14 protein-coding genes are annotated in these 18,676 nt (G+C 46.9%); 9 read left to right on the top strand and 5 right to left on the bottom strand.

Features of this window, described 5'->3' with window-relative positions; all coding sequences use genetic code 11:
- Positions 1-91: 91 nt before the first annotated feature.
- Positions 92-3,523 (bottom strand): PAS-domain containing protein, encoded by a 3,432-nt coding sequence (locus tag MSG33_RS21860; protein ID WP_048626672.1) that lies wholly within the window; start codon positions 3,521-3,523, stop codon positions 92-94.
- Positions 3,524-3,657: 134 nt separating this feature from the next.
- Entirely contained in the window at positions 3,658-4,845 is a 1,188-nt protein-coding gene (locus MSG33_RS21855; RefSeq protein ID WP_005397849.1) for a 3-phenylpropionate MFS transporter, read from the bottom strand.
- Positions 4,846-5,075: 230 nt separating this feature from the next.
- On the opposite strand from MSG33_RS21855, the gene MSG33_RS21850 reads away from it, so the two are divergent.
- The 9 genes from MSG33_RS21850 (at position 5,076) to fis (ending at position 14,875) form a co-directional block, all read left to right on the top strand.
- Complete coding sequence (locus MSG33_RS21850; RefSeq protein WP_248382108.1) at positions 5,076-6,902, top strand: DUF294 nucleotidyltransferase-like domain-containing protein; 1,827 nt, start codon at positions 5,076-5,078, stop codon at positions 6,900-6,902.
- Between the two features lie 35 nt (positions 6,903-6,937).
- Positions 6,938-7,567 (top strand): 3'-5' exonuclease, encoded by a 630-nt coding sequence (locus MSG33_RS21845; protein ID WP_005382363.1) that lies wholly within the window; start codon positions 6,938-6,940, stop codon positions 7,565-7,567.
- A gap of 237 nt (positions 7,568-7,804) precedes the next feature.
- A complete protein-coding gene (gene acs / locus MSG33_RS21840; protein ID WP_006742998.1) occupies positions 7,805-9,757 on the top strand; it encodes an acetate--CoA ligase in 1,953 nt (650 codons plus the stop codon).
- Positions 9,758-10,060: 303 nt separating this feature from the next.
- A complete protein-coding gene (aroQ, locus tag MSG33_RS21835) occupies positions 10,061-10,510 on the top strand; it encodes a type II 3-dehydroquinate dehydratase (protein ID WP_005397842.1) in 450 nt (149 codons plus the stop codon).
- A 61-nt stretch (positions 10,511-10,571) separates the two neighbouring features.
- Positions 10,572-11,036: an acetyl-CoA carboxylase biotin carboxyl carrier protein gene (gene accB, locus MSG33_RS21830; protein WP_193448282.1), complete on the top strand. Its 465-nt coding sequence runs from the start codon at positions 10,572-10,574 to the stop codon at positions 11,034-11,036.
- A gap of 14 nt (positions 11,037-11,050) precedes the next feature.
- Positions 11,051-12,394: an acetyl-CoA carboxylase biotin carboxylase subunit gene (gene accC / locus MSG33_RS21825; protein WP_005397839.1), complete on the top strand. Its 1,344-nt coding sequence runs from the start codon at positions 11,051-11,053 to the stop codon at positions 12,392-12,394.
- 165 nt (positions 12,395-12,559) lie between these two features.
- Positions 12,560-13,447, top strand: coding sequence for a 50S ribosomal protein L11 methyltransferase (prmA, locus tag MSG33_RS21820; protein WP_005397838.1), 888 nt, complete (start codon positions 12,560-12,562; stop codon positions 13,445-13,447).
- Positions 13,448-13,586: 139 nt separating this feature from the next.
- Positions 13,587-14,555 (top strand): tRNA dihydrouridine synthase DusB, encoded by a 969-nt coding sequence (dusB, locus tag MSG33_RS21815; protein WP_005382505.1) that lies wholly within the window; start codon positions 13,587-13,589, stop codon positions 14,553-14,555.
- A 23-nt stretch (positions 14,556-14,578) separates the two neighbouring features.
- On the top strand, positions 14,579-14,875 hold the full coding sequence (gene fis / locus MSG33_RS21810) for a DNA-binding transcriptional regulator Fis (RefSeq protein ID WP_000462885.1): 297 nt from the start codon (positions 14,579-14,581) through the stop codon (positions 14,873-14,875).
- A 74-nt stretch (positions 14,876-14,949) separates the two neighbouring features.
- Here the strand turns inward: fis and MSG33_RS21805 are convergent, their stop codons facing one another.
- The 3 genes from MSG33_RS21805 to MSG33_RS21795 all read right to left on the bottom strand — a co-directional run.
- Complete coding sequence (locus tag MSG33_RS21805) at positions 14,950-16,107, bottom strand: MFS transporter (RefSeq protein WP_248382106.1); 1,158 nt, start codon at positions 16,105-16,107, stop codon at positions 14,950-14,952.
- Entirely contained in the window at positions 16,104-17,675 is a 1,572-nt protein-coding gene (locus MSG33_RS21800; protein ID WP_248382104.1) for an ABC-F family ATP-binding cassette domain-containing protein, read from the bottom strand. The genes MSG33_RS21805 and MSG33_RS21800 overlap by 4 nt, the downstream gene beginning before the upstream one ends.
- A 627-nt stretch (positions 17,676-18,302) precedes the next feature.
- A partial coding sequence (locus MSG33_RS21795; RefSeq protein ID WP_248382102.1) for a hypothetical protein occupies positions 18,303-18,676 on the bottom strand: 374 nt, incomplete at its 5' end.

Genomic DNA, 18,676 nt, shown 5'->3' with positions numbered 1-18,676 from the left:
GCAAACTCAGCCTACAAACCAAAATAAGATTACAAACACAGAGACCTCCATTCGGAGGTCTCTTTTATAGCAACGCTAAAGCACTCTAAATTTATGCGACGCGGTTGAGCACCGAACGCAATTTAAGCGGCTTAACTGGCTTCGCAATAAAGCTGAACCCATTTGCCTTGATGCCATCAAGCATATCATCGGTGCGATCCGCGCTGATGATGACACCTTCAAAGCAGCTGCCTAGTCTCAAGCGACATTGCTGTAGCACTTCCAAGCCAGTACGACCATCATCAAGTCGGTAATCGGAAAAAATCACGTCCGGAATCCAACCATCCTCGAGAGCTTGTAGACTTTCTACCAAATCGGTCGCCACTCGCGTATCGCAGCCCCATCGAGACAGTAAGTTTTCCATACCGACTAAAATATCGGGCTCATTATCCACACATAGAATTCTTAGATGACCAAGTTCAGACTGGTTACTTGTCGTGACTTGAACTGGGTGCGGCTGCACATGATCGGCTTTATCAAGCGTGATAGAAAAGACACTGCCTTTCCCGACCCAAGAACGCATCGAAATTTCATGCCCGAGCACTTGAGCAATTCCCTTGGAAATCGCCAAACCAAGCCCGAGACCTTGGTCGGAACGAACTTGAGTTCCGCGATTAAACTCTTCAAAGATCTCTTGCTGCTTCTCTTCTTCAATACCTACACCGTTGTCCCACACATCAATACGCACTCGCCCTTTTACCCGGCGAACACCGAGCGCCACTTTGCCATTCGGGTTATAACGAAACGCATTGGTCAGGAAGTTTTGCACCACACGGCGCAGCAGTTTGGGATCCGATTTCACCATGAGTGAGGATGGAATCATGGTGAATGCTATGCCTTGTTGCTTGGCTAATGCGCTGAACTCCGCATTCAAATTCGACAACACATCGTTTAACGCAAAACCGTGCACATTGACTTCCAGCTTGCCCGACTCCAAGCGCGAAATATCCAGCAAATCTCCTATCAGGTCTTCGGCCGCCTCCAAAGCACTCTCAATGTGTGCCGACAGCTTTTTGGCTTCGCTGTCTTTGGCTACTTCCGACAATGAAGAAGCGAACAGGCGCGCAGCGTTGAGTGGCTGCATCAAGTCATGGCTTACTGCCGCCAAGAACCGTGATTTGGACTTCGATTCCAAATCGGAGCGTTGCGTCGCTGCCACCAGCTGCTTGTTAAGTTGTTCTAATTCCCGAGTCCGCAGACGTACCCTTTCTTCCAATGTCTCGTTGGCGTCTTTCAGCGCTTGCTCTGCATCTCGGAATACGGTGATGTCGGTAAAGCTCATCACAAAGCCACCACCTGGCATTGGGTTACCTTGTACCTCTATCACGCGACCATCGGGGCGGACCCGAGAAGAGGTGTGCCGAGTCCCTTGCTCAAGGTGATACACACGGCGACGGACGTGGTCATCAGGATCGCCTGGGCCACATAAACCTTGCTCTGCATTGTGCCGAATCACATCCGCAATCGGTCGCCCAACTTGGATCAAGCCTGGCGGAAACTCAAAGAGTTCTAAGTAGCGTTGGTTCCAAGCCACCAAGCGTAATTGCTTATCGACCACCGCAATACCTTGGCCGATATGTTCAATCGCCCCTTGAAGTAGGCCTCGGCTAAAATCGTACAGTTCAGAGGCTTCATCGACGATAGTCGCCACCTCTTCAAGCTGCATGTTTCTTCCTTGCAGAGCAGAAGTAAGTACTAACTTAGCAGAAGAAGCACCGAATACCCCGGCTAATACACGTTCGGTATGTCGAATCAGAGAAGATGGCGCTTGCTGATTCGGCATTAGCTCTTCTCGTTGCTGGCTCCAATACGCTTGAAAAGCCGCTTTTACTCGCGTTCGCCCAACAAACCTAGACGCTAGCATTTCTAGTTCAGCAACCGTAACACGACTCTGGTATAGGCTCATGTTTTCGCTTTCAGGCAGTGGCGTACCAACGAATGACGCCGATTGTAAGCGCTCACTTAGGCTTGGTCGTGTAGTCATAGAAACCACGACAAAACACACTGCATTGGCGACCACGCTGAGGATCATCCCCCAATCTGAAATCGCAATGTCAAAGCCAGCCAATACCTCTGGTGGGGTGATCAACCAAATCAAAAAGTTGTTACTGGCATTCCCGGCAAGCATGTCCGTTTGGCTCATTAACGTAATCAGCCAAATGGTAAAGCCTACCGCCAAGCCAACATACACACCTTTCTTATTCCCTTGACGCCAGTACATACCGCCCACCAGCGCAGGCGCGAATTGCGTGATCGCCGCAAATGAGAGAAAGCCGATCGCTGAGAGTGAGTGAATGGTATCTAACGCTTGATAAAAACCCCAAGCGCCAATTAGTAGGACTAAAATCAGACCACGGCGGATCCGCAGTAATAATTCAGAGAAGTGATGATGGTTACGCTGCGTCAATCGCATGCGACGCAATAGTAGTGGCATAACCAAGTCGTTCGATACCATGATCGCTAAGGCAATCGTCGACACGATAACCATGCCACTGGCCGCCGAAGTGCCACCTAAAAATGCAAGCAAAGCGATTTCACTCGCCCCTACCGACATCGGCACACTGATCACATAAGTATCAGGCGAAGCACCACTCAACAAACCTTGCCCTACCCACGCAATAGGTAAAACAAAAATCCCCATCAAGATCAGATAAATGGGAAACAACCAACGAGCAACATGCAAATCTTGCGCGCGTTCGTTTTCCACCACCATCGTATGGAATTGTCGTGGAAGACAAACAATCGCCAGCATCGTGAGTACGGTATGAATCAATATGGTCGGGATATTCGGTGACTGATACGTCTGTGCGGCAACATCAACTAAGCTCAAATTCTCGGTGTTCATCGCCAACCAAACAATGAATACACCGACCACTAAAAACGCCAACAGTTTGATAATCGATTCGAAGGCAATCGCCATCATCATCCCACGATGGTGTTCCGTGTTATCAATGTGCCGGGTACCAAATAGCATGGTAAAAATTGCCAGTGCGACCACGACAAACCACGACACGCTATCGTTTTGATAACCAAAATCGGTAGCCAGTTCAGGGGCAATGATTTCTAGCCCCATGGTGATACCACGCAACTGCAAAGCGATGTACGGCAAAATTCCCGCAACTGCAATGAGTGTAACAACTACGGCCAAACCTTGAGATTTGCCGTAACGAGCTCCGATAAAATCAGCAATCGACGTGATGTGTTCCCGTTTAGCAATCAAAATAAGCCGAGCTAAAACGCGCCATCCGATGGTAAACACTAAAATGGGGGCAATATAGATGGGCAAGAAAGACCAAGGGTTACTGCTGGCCTGCCCGACCGTGCCGTAGAAGGTCCACGATGTACAGTACACCGCAATGGAAAGGCTATAAATCCACGGCCGCCAGCGTGCTAACCACCTTTTCTGAATGTCGCCGTACCACGCGATGATAAATAAGGCTCCCAAATACGCCAAAGAAACGGGAACCACCAGCCATCCTTGCATCCGATATCCTTTCTTGCCTTTCTTGCCGTTTTAAAGCAAGAGAATAAAAAAACCTCTCCATTAGGGAGAGGTTTCATTTAACACTGCTTTCACAACGGAGACAAAGCTTAGTTTTTAACCTTTGTCACAGAAGTCTAATTCTGTGTTTCCAGTGACTTGTCTGATACATCGACCACATGATGTGGCTCTTGTGGTTCGAGCTTGATGAACAATGCCAATAAACCCATCGCGGCCATGCCCCAGAACACAAGTGGTCCCCAGTGCTCATAACCCCAACCGCTCAACACGGTCATCAGTGCGATGAATGCGCCTAGCGGAATCGCGTTATACAATGCTTGCAGCGCCACTATCTTATTTTCTTCCGAGTTTTGGATATATTGAATTGCAGCAATGTGTGCCGTTGCGAAGGTCACGCCATGCAATAATTGAACAATCACCAAAGCAACAATCGACGTTGTCGATGCCGTAATGCCCCAACGCATCATCACACCAACGGCAGCAACAACAAATAACGCGCGCATTGACCAACCGACAAATAAACGCTTGCTCAGCGCAAACACTGCCACTTCGGCTGCAACACCCAAGCTCCACAGATAGCCAATCACATCTTCCGAATGACCTGCGGCTTTCCAGTGAATAGCGCTAAAACCGTAGTAAGCCGCATGACTGCCCTGAATTAATGACACCAACACTAAGAATTTAAGTATCGGCTTGTCAGTCAAAAGAGCACTCAGTTTTGGACGCTCCGCGCTTTGCCCACCAAGCGTAACGGGCATCGGGTTAGTCATACGCATTGAAAATAGCAACGAAACTAACACCCCGGCCATCGCCGTGTACAAGATCATATCAGAGCCAAATTCAGCCACCAGATAACCCACGGCCGTCGAACCCGCGATAAAGGCGATCGAGCCCCATAAGCGCGTACGGCCATAATCGAGCATTTTCAGACGAGCGTAGTAGTTTGCCATCGCATCCGATAATGGAACAATCGGTCCACAACAGAGGTTAAATAGCACCGTCGCTAACGCCATTAACCAAAAACTGCCACCTGTAAAAAAGTGAAATCCAACAAAAAGGAGGGCAGCGAAACTCAACCAACGTAAAGCAGGCATAAGGTGTTCAACTTTGTGCACTCGTGGGGTGATCACGATATTGGCGACACAACGTGTCGCAAGACCTAACCCAACTAGCAAACCGATGTCGGTCGAAGAGACACCTTGCTCCTTAAACCAGAGTGACCAAAATGGCAGATATACGCCATACGCAAAGAAGAATCCGAGAAAGTACTGGGAAATCCAGCCATACGGAGAAGGTTTCAACATTACTAATATCCTAAAACGGGAACATCAACGTTCGAACCGGGAATTATGGATCGCTATGCGTATTATAAAAAGGGAAGAATAGGCAACTTATCGTTTCCTCGATGGAATACTAACTTTGCGACATTGGCCATCTTAAAGCGAAATCATCGTGATTTAGACCAAAGTCGTCTGGCTTCCGGTAGGAAATTTGTCAGACTTAGAGAGTGTTCCTTCCATCATTGGGTGTTCTCATGCCTGACAAATTTAACATGCAATCTCCACCGTTCGACCGCTTAACCGAAGCACAACAGACACGACTGCGCTCGTCTCTGGACGTTGCCTACTATCGAGCTCGAGATGTAATTTTATCTTGCGGACAGAAGAACCCTCACTTGCATATTCTGATCAAAGGCGCGGTAGAAGAGCGCTCCCAAGATCAGCAGGAAGTGTTCGCGCATTATGCCAACGACGATATGTTTGATGTGCGCTCATTACTTGAAGACAACGTACGTCATCAATACATCGCACTTGAGGACACGCTCTCCTATCTGCTACCGAAAGACGTCTTTCTGGCGCTTTACAACGAGAATGGTCAGTTTGCGGCCTATTTCGATAACAATTTATCAAAGCGACAAGAACTCATCGAAGCCGCTCACCAACAACAAAACTTGGCAGAGTTTATCCTCACCAAAGTGGACCGCAGCATTTATCACCCACCGATGATCCTTGAGCCAGACACGCCGATTAACGAGGTGACGCATACCCTAAAAGCAAATGGGATTGATGCTGCACTTGTCAAACTCAATGATGACGATCCGCGATTAGAAAAATGGCCTTCGGCTCATCCATACGCCATCGTGACGCGCACCAACATGCTGCACTCCGTGATGTTAGATGGCTGCGCACTCAATACCCCTGTTGGTGATATCGCCACCTTTCCTGTCTATCACGTTGATGATGGTGATTTTTTATTCAATGCCATGATCACCATGACCCGAAATCGAATGAAACGTCTCATGGTATGTGATGGCAACCAAGCCGTCGGCATGCTGGATATGACCCAAATTCTCAGCGCGTTCTCCACCCACTCTCACGTGTTAACGCTCAGTATTGCCAGAGCAAGCAGTGTGGAAGAGCTCGCATTGGCCTCAAACCGCCAGCGTCAATTGGTCGAGAGTTTATTGAGAAACGGCATCCGCACTCGCTTTATCATGGAGCTGATTTCCGCCGTGAACGAGCAAATTATCGAAAAAGCGTTCGAGTTAGTGGTACCACCGGCCTTGCACGATCATTGCTGCTTAATCGTGCTCGGCTCAGAAGGTCGAGGAGAACAAATTCTCAAGACAGACCAAGACAATGCTCTAATTATTCAAGATGGTTTGGAATGGCCTCATTGCGAACAAGTGATGCAATCCTTCACGCACACTCTACAACAGCTCGGCTACCCACTCTGCCCGGGTAAAGTCATGGTCAACAACCCGAAATGGGTCAAAACGCAGCAAGAGTGGATAAACACCTTAGACCGCTGGATAGCCAAAGCCGAACCACAACAAATCATGGACTTAGCCATTTTCAGTGACGCCCATGCTGTTGCGGGAAATCGCGAGCTGCTGGCTCCAATCGCGGCCCACCTTCGCGACACAATGAAAGATCGCATGTTGATACTGTCTGATTTTACTCGCCCTGCCTTGCAGTTTTCTGTGCCCCTAACTCTGTTTGGCAACGTAAAAAGTGCTAAGAACGGATTAGATATTAAACGCGGCGGCATTTTCCCAATTGTGCACGGCATTCGCACCTTGTCTTTGGAATATGCCATTGAGGAGAAGAACACGTTTGAGCGCATTGAAGCACTGAGAAATAAGCGCATCTTAGAGCCTGAAACGGCAGATAACCTCAACGAAGCACTGAAATTGTTCTTTAAGGTTCGCCTTAATCAACAACTCAAAAAGCAAGAAGCATTGAATAACATTGATATTAAACAACTGGATAGAACCGAGCGTGATTTACTTCGCCACAGCTTACATGTAGTGAAAAAATTTAAGCAATTTTTAGGCTTCCACTATCAAATTCGTGATTAACCATGATTTTCATAAATCATACAGAGGCGTAGGCAATGAACTGGTTACAACGCAAATACTGGCACTACAAACTGAAAGGCTCTCCTTATCAGTCGCTTTTTTGCACGCCCGATAAAACAGAATACGTTTCTCTCGACTGCGAAACCACCAGCCTTGATCCAAATCGCGCCGAGTTGGTGACCATTGCGGCCACGAAGATCATCGACAACCGCATCATCACTAGCCAGCCATTTGAAGTCCGCTTACGCGCGCCGCAATCGCTCGATTCTGGCTCAGTCAAAATTCATCGAATTCGCCACCAAGACTTAGTCGACGGGATTAGCGAAAAAGAGGCGCTGCTCGAGCTGCTCGACTTCATCGGCAACCGACCACTTGTCGGTTATCACATTCGTTACGATAAAAAGATCTTAGATCTTGCTTGTCTGAGGCAACTTGGCTTTCCACTTCCTAACCCGCTCATCGAGGTCAGTCAGATTTATCACGACAAGCTGGAAAGACATTTGCCGAATGCCTATTTCGACTTAAGTCTGGATGCGATTTGTAAACACCTCGAACTTCCTATCCAAGATAAACACGACGCTTTACAAGATGCGATTTCTGCCGCTTTGGTCTTTGTTCGCTTAACGAAAGGCGATTTGCCCAACCTAACCGCGCCGTATACATAAAAATCAGTTGACCTAGCTCCCAGAAATACTTTTGTTTCAGCGATTTCACGGCGCTTCCTTCACTCTCATCCTAAAGTCTAATTGTGGAAATACGCGCAGTGACTGACAGTTATAAGCACAACGTCGTCATTACCACGACCAAGTTATTTAGAACCAAAAAACAGCCCTACAAAAACATATTCAAAATCTTATCTAGATTGGTGTAAGGCCGAGAAATAAGGCACAAGGAGAGAAGCCATGAGCGAAGCCCACGTTTATCCGGTAAAAGAAAATATTAAAACTCATACACACGCGGATAATGATACTTACTTAGCCATGTATCAGCAGTCGGTAACCGATCCAGAGGGCTTCTGGAACGAACACGGCAAAATCGTTGATTGGATCAAACCTTTCACCAAAGTAAAAAGCACCTCTTTCGATACTGGTCATGTCGACATTCGTTGGTTTGAAGACGGCACGCTGAACGTCTCGGCGAACTGTATTGACCGTCATCTCGCAGAACACGGGGATGACGTCGCAATCATCTGGGAAGGCGATGATCCAGCCGACGACAAAACACTCACTTTCAACGAACTGCACAAAGAAGTATGTAAGTTCTCCAACGCATTGAAAGAGCAAGGCGTACGTAAAGGCGACGTGGTTTGTCTCTACATGCCAATGGTGCCAGAAGCCGCAGTGGCTATGCTCGCTTGTACCCGCATCGGTGCGGTTCATACCGTTGTATTTGGCGGTTTCTCACCAGAAGCACTCTCTGGCCGTATCATCGACTCTGACGCTAAAGTCGTGATCACCGCTGATGAAGGCGTGCGCGGCGGGCGTGCCGTTCCACTGAAAAAGAACGTGGACGAAGCACTAACTAACCCAGACGTAAAAACCATCAATAAAGTGTTGGTGCTTAAACGTACAGGTGGTGATGTCGAATGGCATGAACACCGTGATGTTTGGTGGCACGAAGCAACAGCTAACGTTTCTGACGTTTGCCCACCAGAAGAGATGAAAGCCGAAGATCCGCTCTTCATCCTTTACACTTCAGGTTCAACAGGCAAACCTAAAGGTGTACTACACACAACAGGCGGTTACCTCGTCTACGCGGCGATGACCTTCAAATATGTGTTCGATTACCAACCAGGCGAAACCTTCTGGTGTACCGCGGACGTGGGTTGGATTACCGGTCACACTTACCTAATCTACGGTCCACTTGCAAATGGGGCGAAGACCATCTTATTCGAAGGTGTACCAAACTACCCAAGCACAAGCCGAATGAGTGAAGTGGTTGATAAACACCAAGTCAACATTCTATACACCGCCCCAACCGCGATTCGTGCGCTAATGGCAAAAGGTGATGAAGCGGTTGCAGGCACATCTCGTTCAAGCCTGCGCATCATGGGCTCAGTGGGCGAACCAATCAACCCAGAAGCGTGGGAGTGGTACTACAAAACGATTGGTAACGAGAACTCACCTATCGTCGATACTTGGTGGCAAACGGAAACTGGCGGCATCTTGATTGCGCCACTACCGGGGGCAACCGATCTAAAACCAGGCTCTGCGACTCGCCCATTCTTCGGCGTCCAGCCTGCTCTTGTCGATAACATGGGCAATATTCTTGAAGATACTGTTGCTGAAGGTAACTTGGTTATCCTTGATTCTTGGCCAGGCCAGATGCGCACGGTTTACGGCGACCATGAGCGCTTTGAACAGACCTACTTCTCAACCTTTAAGGGTATGTACTTCACCAGTGATGGTGCGCGTCGTGACGAAGACGGCTACTACTGGATCACTGGCCGTGTTGATGACGTACTAAACGTGTCGGGTCACCGTATGGGTACCGCTGAAATTGAATCAGCGCTAGTGGCGCACCACAAGATTGCAGAAGCGGCGATTGTTGGTATTCCACATGACATCAAAGGCCAAGCTATCTACGCTTACATTACATTGAACGATGGTGAATTCCCGTCAGCTGAGCTGCACAAAGAAGTTAAAGATTGGGTGCGTAAAGAGATTGGTCCAATCGCGACACCAGATGTACTGCACTGGACAGATTCCTTACCGAAGACTCGCTCTGGTAAGATCATGCGTCGAATCCTGCGTAAGATTGCAACGGGCGATACAAGCAACCTCGGAGACACGTCAACGCTTGCCGATCCGAGCGTGGTAGACAAACTTATCGCAGAGAAAGCAGAATTGGCATAAATTCAACCAACTGTTTTAAAAGCACTTTAAAAACCGCCATCACTCATGGCGGTTTTTTGCTTTTGCGCACAAATTAGCCACACAAAGAACATGGCAATTATGTTGTTTTTGTTAACTTGGTTACAGAAACGAAGGTGGCTATTAGGAGATTAGACCAGTAAATTGCTGCTAATTGCTATGAATTAGCTATAATCTTGGTCGATTTTTTAAAATTTGCTCGGTTTTAACAAAAAAATCGTGCTGAACTATCGTATATTTGGGAATATAAACGTTCCACTCACGATAAGGGAAGATAGCAACATAATGTCTGCAAAGTCACGGATTCTTGTTCTAAACGGACCAAATCTTAACCTATTGGGTCTGCGCGAACCGACACACTATGGTCACAGCACCTTAGCACAAGTTGTGGATGCTCTTACGAAGCAAGCTCATAACGCTGGGGTGGAACTGGAACACCTACAATCAAATCGTGAGTACGAACTGATTGAAGCCATTCATGCTGCTTATGGCAAGATTGACTTCATCATCATCAATCCAGCGGCTTTCACTCATACCAGTGTGGCACTGCGAGATGCATTACTTGGCGTCGCCATCCCATTTATTGAGGTGCACTTATCAAATGTGCACGCACGTGAACCATTTCGTCATCACTCTTATCTGTCAGATAAAGCAGAAGGCGTGATTTGCGGTTTAGGCGCACAAGGTTATGAATTCGCTCTGTCTGCCGCGATTAATAAGCTACAGGCAAAGTAACCCTAACACTCTGCAACCCCACGAGGGTTGTCTTAATCACAAGATAAAAGAGAAAGAAAAGATGGATATTCGTAAAATCAAGAAGCTAATTGAGTTAGTTGAAGAGTCTGGCATTGCTGAGCTAGAGATTTCTGAAGGTGAAGAGTCAGTACGCATCAGTCGTCACGGCACTGCAGCCCCTCAAGCACCAGTTCACTACGCAGCAGCTCCAGTAGCGGCACCAGCTCCAACAGCAGCGGCACCAGTAGCAGAAGCGCCAGCAGCAGAAGCTCCAGCAGCTGCAACGCCTGCAGGTCACCAAGTTCTTTCTCCAATGGTTGGTACTTTCTACCGTTCTCCAAGCCCAGACTCTAAAGCATTCGTAGAAGTGGGTCAGAAAGTAAATGCTGGCGATACGCTATGTATTGTTGAAGCAATGAAAATGATGAACCAAATCGAAGCGGACAAATCTGGCGTTGTTACAGCGATCCTAGCTGAAGACGGCCAACCAGTTGAATTCGACCAACCTCTTGTTGTAATCGAATAAGCGGGGCTTGCCTTATGCTAGACAAAGTAGTCATCGCGAACCGAGGTGAAATTGCACTTCGTATTCTTCGCGCTTGTAAAGAATTAGGTATTAAGACCGTCGCTGTTCACTCGACAGCTGACCGCGATCTTAAGCACGTACTACTCGCAGACGAAACCGTATGTATCGGCCCTGCTCGTGGTATCGACAGCTACCTAAATATCCCACGAATTATTTCTGCAGCAGAAGTAACAGGGGCCGTTGCCATTCACCCTGGTTACGGCTTCTTGTCAGAAAACGCAGACTTCGCTGAGCAAGTTGAGCGCAGTGGTTTCATCTTCGTTGGTCCAAAAGCAGACACTATCCGCCTGATGGGTGACAAAGTGTCGGCTATCAACGCAATGAAGAAAGCTGGCGTTCCTTGTGTACCTGGCTCTGACGGTCCTCTGGACAACGACGAAGAGAAAAACAAGGCGTTTGCTAAACGCATTGGTTATCCAGTCATCATCAAAGCGTCTGGTGGCGGCGGTGGCCGTGGTATGCGTGTCGTTCGCGCAGAAAAAGACCTAATTCAAGCGATTGCAATGACGCGTGCTGAAGCAAAAGCAGCGTTCAACAACGACATGGTTTACATGGAGAAATTCCTAGAAAACCCTCGTCACGTTGAAGTGCAAGTTATCGCTGACGGTCAAGGCGGCGCAATCCACCTTGGGGAGCGTGATTGTTCAATGCAACGTCGTCACCAAAAAGTAGTGGAAGAAGCGCCAGCACCAGGTATCACTGAAGAGATGCGTAAGTACATCGGTGAACGTTGTACTCGTGCATGTATCGAAATTGGTTACCGCGGCGCAGGTACGTTCGAATTCCTGTACGAGAACGGTGAATTCTACTTCATCGAAATGAACACTCGTATTCAGGTAGAACACCCAGTAACAGAAATGGTTACCGGCATCGACCTAATCAAAGAACAGCTTCGCGTTGCTGCGGGTCAACCTCTGTCATTCACTCAAGATGACATTAAGATCCGTGGCCATGCGATTGAGTGCCGTATCAACGCAGAAGACCCAGAACGCTTCCTACCATCTCCAGGTAAGATCGAGCGTTTCCACGCGCCTGGCGGTATGGGTGTGCGTTGGGAATCACACATCTATTCTGGTTACACAGTACCACCTCATTACGATTCAATGATTGGTAAGCTAATCACGTACGGTGAAAACCGTGATGTGGCGATTGCGCGCATGAAGAATGCTCTGGGTGAGATGATCATCGAAGGCATCAAAACCAACGTGCCACTGCAATTCTCCATTATGAATGACGAAAACTTCCAGCATGGTGGTGCAAACATCCACTACCTAGAGAAGAAGCTCGGCTTACAATAAGCCTTAGCTAACGTCTTAAAAAATGCCCACACCCGTGGGCATTTTTGTTTTGTATGTACTCTAAGCATTCAACAGATAAGTAGGCTTATTTGGTTATATACTCAAACAAATCGTAGAGTTCTGGTAAACTCTGCGCCACTTCATTCACTTTAAGAGCAAAAACCAATGCCTTGGATTCAAATCAAACTCAACGCGACCAATGAAAACGCTGAGCAAATCGGCGATATGCTAATGGAAGAGACTGGCGCGCTGTCTGTTACATTCTTAGACGCGCAGGATACACCTGTATTCGAACCTCTACCTGGCGAAACTCGCTTATGGGGCGATACTGACATTCTGGCACTGTATGATGCAGAAGCAGACACCAACTTCATCATCGACCAAATTAAAGCGAGCAATATGCTGGCTGACAATTTTGCTTACAAAGTAGAACAGCTTGAAGATAAAGACTGGGAACGCGAATGGATGGAAAACTTCCACCCAATGAAATTTGGTGAACGCCTATGGATTTGTCCAAGCTGGCGCGACATTCCAGATCCTGACGCTGTTAATGTTATGTTGGATCCTGGCCTTGCATTCGGTACGGGTACTCACCCTACAACAGCACTTTGTCTTGAGTGGCTAGAAAGCATGGACTTAAGCGGTAAGACCGTTATCGACTTCGGTTGTGGCTCTGGCATTCTGGCGATCGCTGCGATCAAACTGGGCGCTGAAAAAGTGATAGGGATCGACATTGATCCTCAAGCACTGCTTGCTTCAAAAGACAATGCTGAGCGTAATGGCGTTGCAGACAAACTAGAAGTTTACTTACCGCAAAATCAACCAGAAGGTCTGATTGCAGACGTGGTTGTTGCTAACATTCTTGCTGGCCCACTGCGTGAACTTGCACCAATCATTAAAGGCCTAGTTAAACCAAATGGCGACCTTGCAATGTCTGGCGTATTAGACACGCAAGCCGAAGATGTTGCGAACTATTACCGTGACGAGCTTCACATTGACCCGATTGTTGAGCAAAGTGAATGGTGTCGCATCTCTGGTCGTAAGCAAGGCTAGACAAGGTTTTCAGAGCTAATTGTTTGAAATTCATACAATTTACAAAAACAATTTGTAAATGCTCAAATATTAGTCTTTTCACGCAGTGAAAAAATGCGTAAAATGCGCGCCCTTGCTGGTACAGAACTGTGATGACGTTTTGAAAATCGGAAACTATCAACTTAAGAACAATCTAATCGTAGCCCCTATGGCTGGTGTAACGGATAGACCGTTTCGCGAGTTGTGTCTTCGCTATGGTGCGGGAATGGCCGTCAGTGAAATGATGTCTGCTAACCCAAAACTATGGGGAACGTCAAAGTCGAAACAGCGCATGGTACACGAGGGCGAATCGGGCATTCGCTCTGTACAGATTGCGGGTTCCGATCCACAGCTTATGGCGGACGCAGCTCAATTCAGTGTTGAGAACGGTGCACAAATCATCGACATCAACATGGGCTGCCCGGCAAAAAAAGTGAATAAGAAGCTAGCGGGCTCTGCTCTGCTTCAATACCCAAACATTATCGAAGAGATTTTGAAAGCGGTCGTGAATGCAGTGGACGTTCCTGTAACGTTAAAGACTCGAACTGGCTGGGATACAGACAACAAGAACTGTGTCCAGATCGCTAAATTAGCCGAAAACTGCGGCATACAAGCTCTTGCTCTGCATGGCAGAACGAAAGCATGTATGTACAAAGGTGAGGCCGAATATGACAGCATTAAAGCGGTAAAAGAGGCGATTTCAATTCCGGTTATCGCGAACGGTGATATCGATAGCCCGGAGAAAGCCAAATTTGTACTGGAGTACACCGGTGCGGACGCTTTAATGATTGGACGCCCTGCCCAGGGTCGTCCTTGGATTTTCCAGGAAATCCATCACTATTTGGAAAACGGCACCACAATGGAGGAGCTTCCAACTGAGGAAGTGAAAACCATTATGCTTGGTCATGTAAATGCTCTGCATGAATTTTATGGGGAGTTCTTAGGTCCACGTATCGCGCGCAAGCACGTTGGGTGGTACCTGAAAGAGCATGAACAGGCAAGTGAGTTTCGCCGTACCTTCAACGCTATCGACGCAGCTCCGCTGCAAATTGAGGCGTTAGAAGGTTATTTTGATAACGTTGCATCATAATTAAGAGAAGAGCTAGACCGAATATGTTCGAACAAAATCTGACTTCAGAAGCATTAACAGTAACTACAGTAACGTCACAAGACCAGATTACTCAGAAGCCTTTACGTGACTCTGTTAAAGCGTCTCTTAAAAACTACCTTGCTCAACTAAACGGCCAGGAAGTAACAGAACTATACGAATTAGTTCTAGCTGAAGTTGAACAGCCACTATTAGATACTATCATGCAGTACACTCGCGGTAACCAAACTCGCGCGGCAACTATGATGGGTATCAACCGCGGTACTCTTCGCAAAAAACTTAAGAAATACGGCATGAACTAAGACCGGCTTTCAAAAAGTATTTGGAACAAGCCGTTACCTTTTTAGGTAACGGCTTTTCTTTATCTACTAAAACACTACGAATAACGCTCACTTTGTTCAGCATTACCAACTGGCTTTAAGATAACCACTGCTGAGCCAAACAATAACAAAGCCACGACAGCGACCCATTCATGACCTACAGAATAAGCAAAGCCCGCCAAGGCAGACCAAATCGCGACACCAAAGTGCATCATACTCATTCCAGAAGACATCAGCACACCTCGATGTTCATCAGATAAGCTTGCTATATGTGCTTGTAACGCCGGAGAGCCTACCCCTCCAGCAAGAGACCAGAGCACTAGAGCTGGAAGATAAGCGGTCACCGTACTCATCTCATTTGAGAACACCCATGCACTACAAGGTATGCACACCATTAAAGCCACTCGCATAACGGCTCGAGAGCTACCAAGCCAACGGCAAGCTCTCCCCACGCACATATTTCCAACCACACTCACGATCCCTAGAGCAGCATAAATAGCGCCCACCCAACCGAGCGCCAACTCGCTGGTATCTCGAATATGAAGGCCTATCAGGTTAAATACACCAATACCTCCCCCTAGGCCTAAACACATCGCTAAAGTCGCCCTCAACGCGCCTGGAAGATGAATGACGTCTGTGATAGGCGGCAGAGTATCTAATACCTTGGACTCATCATGCTTGTTGTTCATGAACACTACGCTCATGGCACCGACAAGAAGAGCCGCAACCCCCAAAATAATAAAAGCGGCACGCCATGATAAAAGCTGGGTCAGCAATGCTCCGATCGCTGGGCTGGTTATCATACCCAGCGTTAATCCCGCCTGAACCATCACAATTTGACGCATCGCTCTATTACCCTTCGCGTCTCCCGCCAACGCGAATGCAATTGGCAACATGCCTGCACTTGCAATACCTGTGATCACTCGACTTGCAATCGCAAGTTCAAAATCATGAACGATGCCCGTCGTAATAGACGCAACCCCAAATACGAAGCAAGCAGGCAACATGATACGAATACGCCCAACCCGGTCTGATAAACGTCCCAGGTAAGGAGCACAAATTGCTATAGCTAAACTATATGCCGTAATAAATAACGTAACCTGACTCGGTTGAACACTTAAATCATTTCCGATAGGTTCAAGAATAGATCCAAGCATCAACTCATCAGCACCAACAAGAAAAGCAACAAGAAATAGGATCATGGACTGCATCATAGCTCCACCTCCTGTTCTGTTTCCGATTCAGCATAAGTGAGCAACGAAATATCTAAAACTCTATCAGGCCAAGATTGTAAAAAGGCCTTCTCATGAGATACCACAATCACACTACCAGAAAAGCGCTGGAGAGCCTCTTTAAGCGCATTTTTACTGCTGCTATCCAAATGTGTCGTTGGCTCGTCCAACAGCAAAACATTGCATTTCTGGACTGATAAACAACAAAGTTTCACGCGAGTTTGCTCACCTCCACTCAATGTATCTAGGTGGCGCTTCGTCTTATCTCCGGTGACCCCAAAGCGAGCTAATAGCTTGCGTGATTCTTTGCTTGATATCGTTGGATCACAAGAGCATAGCTCCTGCTCAGGCGTGTGCTGAGGGTGACGCCAAGACAAATCTTGAGAAAAATACCCAATCATTGCACCTTTTGCCAATACCACCTCACCAGAGAGCGGCTCGATCTCCCCCATAAGGGTTTTAAGCAAAGTCGACTTACCTACGCCGTTAAAACCAGAAACGACCAACTTCTCCCCGCGCGCTAACGTGATATCAAGCGCAGGAAGCAGAGGCTGCTGATAACCTATCATCAACGCTTTTGCGTCAATCACATACTGTTGCCCAATAGGCTGGTGAGCAAAGTCAAACATCGATACTTTCTCTATATAATTCAGTTGAATACGTTCGATTTTATCCAGTTTTTTCTTGCGTCCCTTAGCAAGACTCGCGTTAACTCCAGCGCCATTTTTGGCAATAAATTGCTCTAACTTTCGAATTTCATTTTGCTGAGCCTTATATTGCTTTTCTAACAAAGTACCATCGTGATGCTTTTGCTGCATTGCTTTGACATAAGTGCCGCTGTATTTTCGGACCGTTTGATAATCAATATCACAAATACTGGTCGCTACTTGATTAAGGAAGTCAATATCATGAGAAACCAGTAAAACAGTGCCAGTGTACTCGTTGAGAAACGTGACCAACCATTCAATGTGCAGAGCATCAAGATAGTTTGTCGGCTCGTCGAGAATTAACACATCGGGGTTGCGGAGTAACAACCTCCCTAAAAGGACCTTGTGTCTTTGACCCCCACTTAGCGAGACAAGCGGTGTATCTAAGCCAAATTGATAAATGCCAAGACCTACAGCAACTTGTTCAATTTTGGTATCAATTGCATAGAAGTCTTCATCTTCTAAATATGCCTGTAGTTGGGCGACTTGGCTTAAAAGAGATGTAGAGTGAGACTCGGTCATCGCCTGATACAAAGTCCAAAGCTTCTGCTCGGCAGCGTATAAGTTCTCAAAAGCACTCTTTAAGCATTCATAAACCTTCAGCGCATTATCCATCTTAAAATGTTGCTCTAAATACCCCACCTCAAGGTTTGGTAACCAGTCAATGCAGCCCTTATCTGCAGATAATTCACCGATAAGCAGTTTTAATAAGGTGCTTTTTCCAACGCCATTCGCTCCAGTGATACCTATTTTCTCTCCCACGTTAATTCGAAATGTCACGTTTTTATATAAACTCTTATCAGCGATCTGATAAGACAAATTTTTAACTTGTAAAATACTCATGTTTTTAACCAAATAAAAAGGGCCGGTGATCAATACCGGCCCTTATTTCAATACTGGATAATGCTTTGTAGCTGCTTAACAGATACAAAAAGGCCGATGATGAAATATCACCGGCCATCTCTTCTCTTTTATCAGGTGTACAGACGCCTGCGTATAACTTCAGCGAAGTTATACGCATAAAACACCTGATGAAGATTAATTTAAGACTCCGAGCAACACTTCATCGCGTTTTTTGCACGGAGTTCAGCCTTCTTACAAAGCTTTTAAACAAGAGATATAACATGGTTTACTGTCGAAAAAACATTCGATGTGAAGCGTACACCTTTAGAATAAAAAGTACCAGATAATTATTAGAACTATCGTGACTTACACGAAGGTCCACTGAAAGAAGACCTTTCCTCAGTCAATGTGCCAGGTGAACGACTTACTCAGCAAACACAGCTATGAGAGCACCTATACCGCTCACGTTATACGTACGTAGTGGTGGCTTTATCGGTTGGAGACGGTTAGAGGGGAAGAAGTAGCAAATATCCTTTAAGGCAGACACTGGCTTAAATAGATCTACAAACAAAATCCATGTTAGGAAAGTTTTAAATACGCTGAGCTTATTTTAATGAGCGCCGGTGGCTAAATCACAACATCTAAAGCAAAGAAATCATCCCTGAAAATAACATAACCTAGTGAATAAACTTTCCAGGTAATAATAAAGGAAGCTTTGGTAAGTAAGCACAGGGGCTCAAAACTAGCGCTCGAGACTGGGACCCGGTTCAGCAGAAACCGCATAGAATTGCGCATCAACTCGTCATGACAGGGCTTAGAAAGCATCGCGAAGAGGGAAGTCTGCCTCTCGATGCAAGATTTCAATATGGAAATGAGGTTAAGGTAAGTCGGGAAACCAAAACGAAAAAAGCCCCAGTCTTTCGACTGAGGCTTAATATAAGTGGCGGAGTGGACGGGACTCGAACCCGCGACCCCCGGCGTGACAGGCCGGTATTCTAACC

The sequence above is a fragment of the Vibrio sp. 1CM7H genome (genome assembly GCF_023161645.1).
Classification (GTDB): Bacteria; Pseudomonadota; Gammaproteobacteria; order Enterobacterales; family Vibrionaceae; genus Vibrio; species Vibrio diabolicus.
Note: the sequence above shows the minus strand (reverse complement) of the source record. Positions and strands in the feature narration are given on the sequence as shown.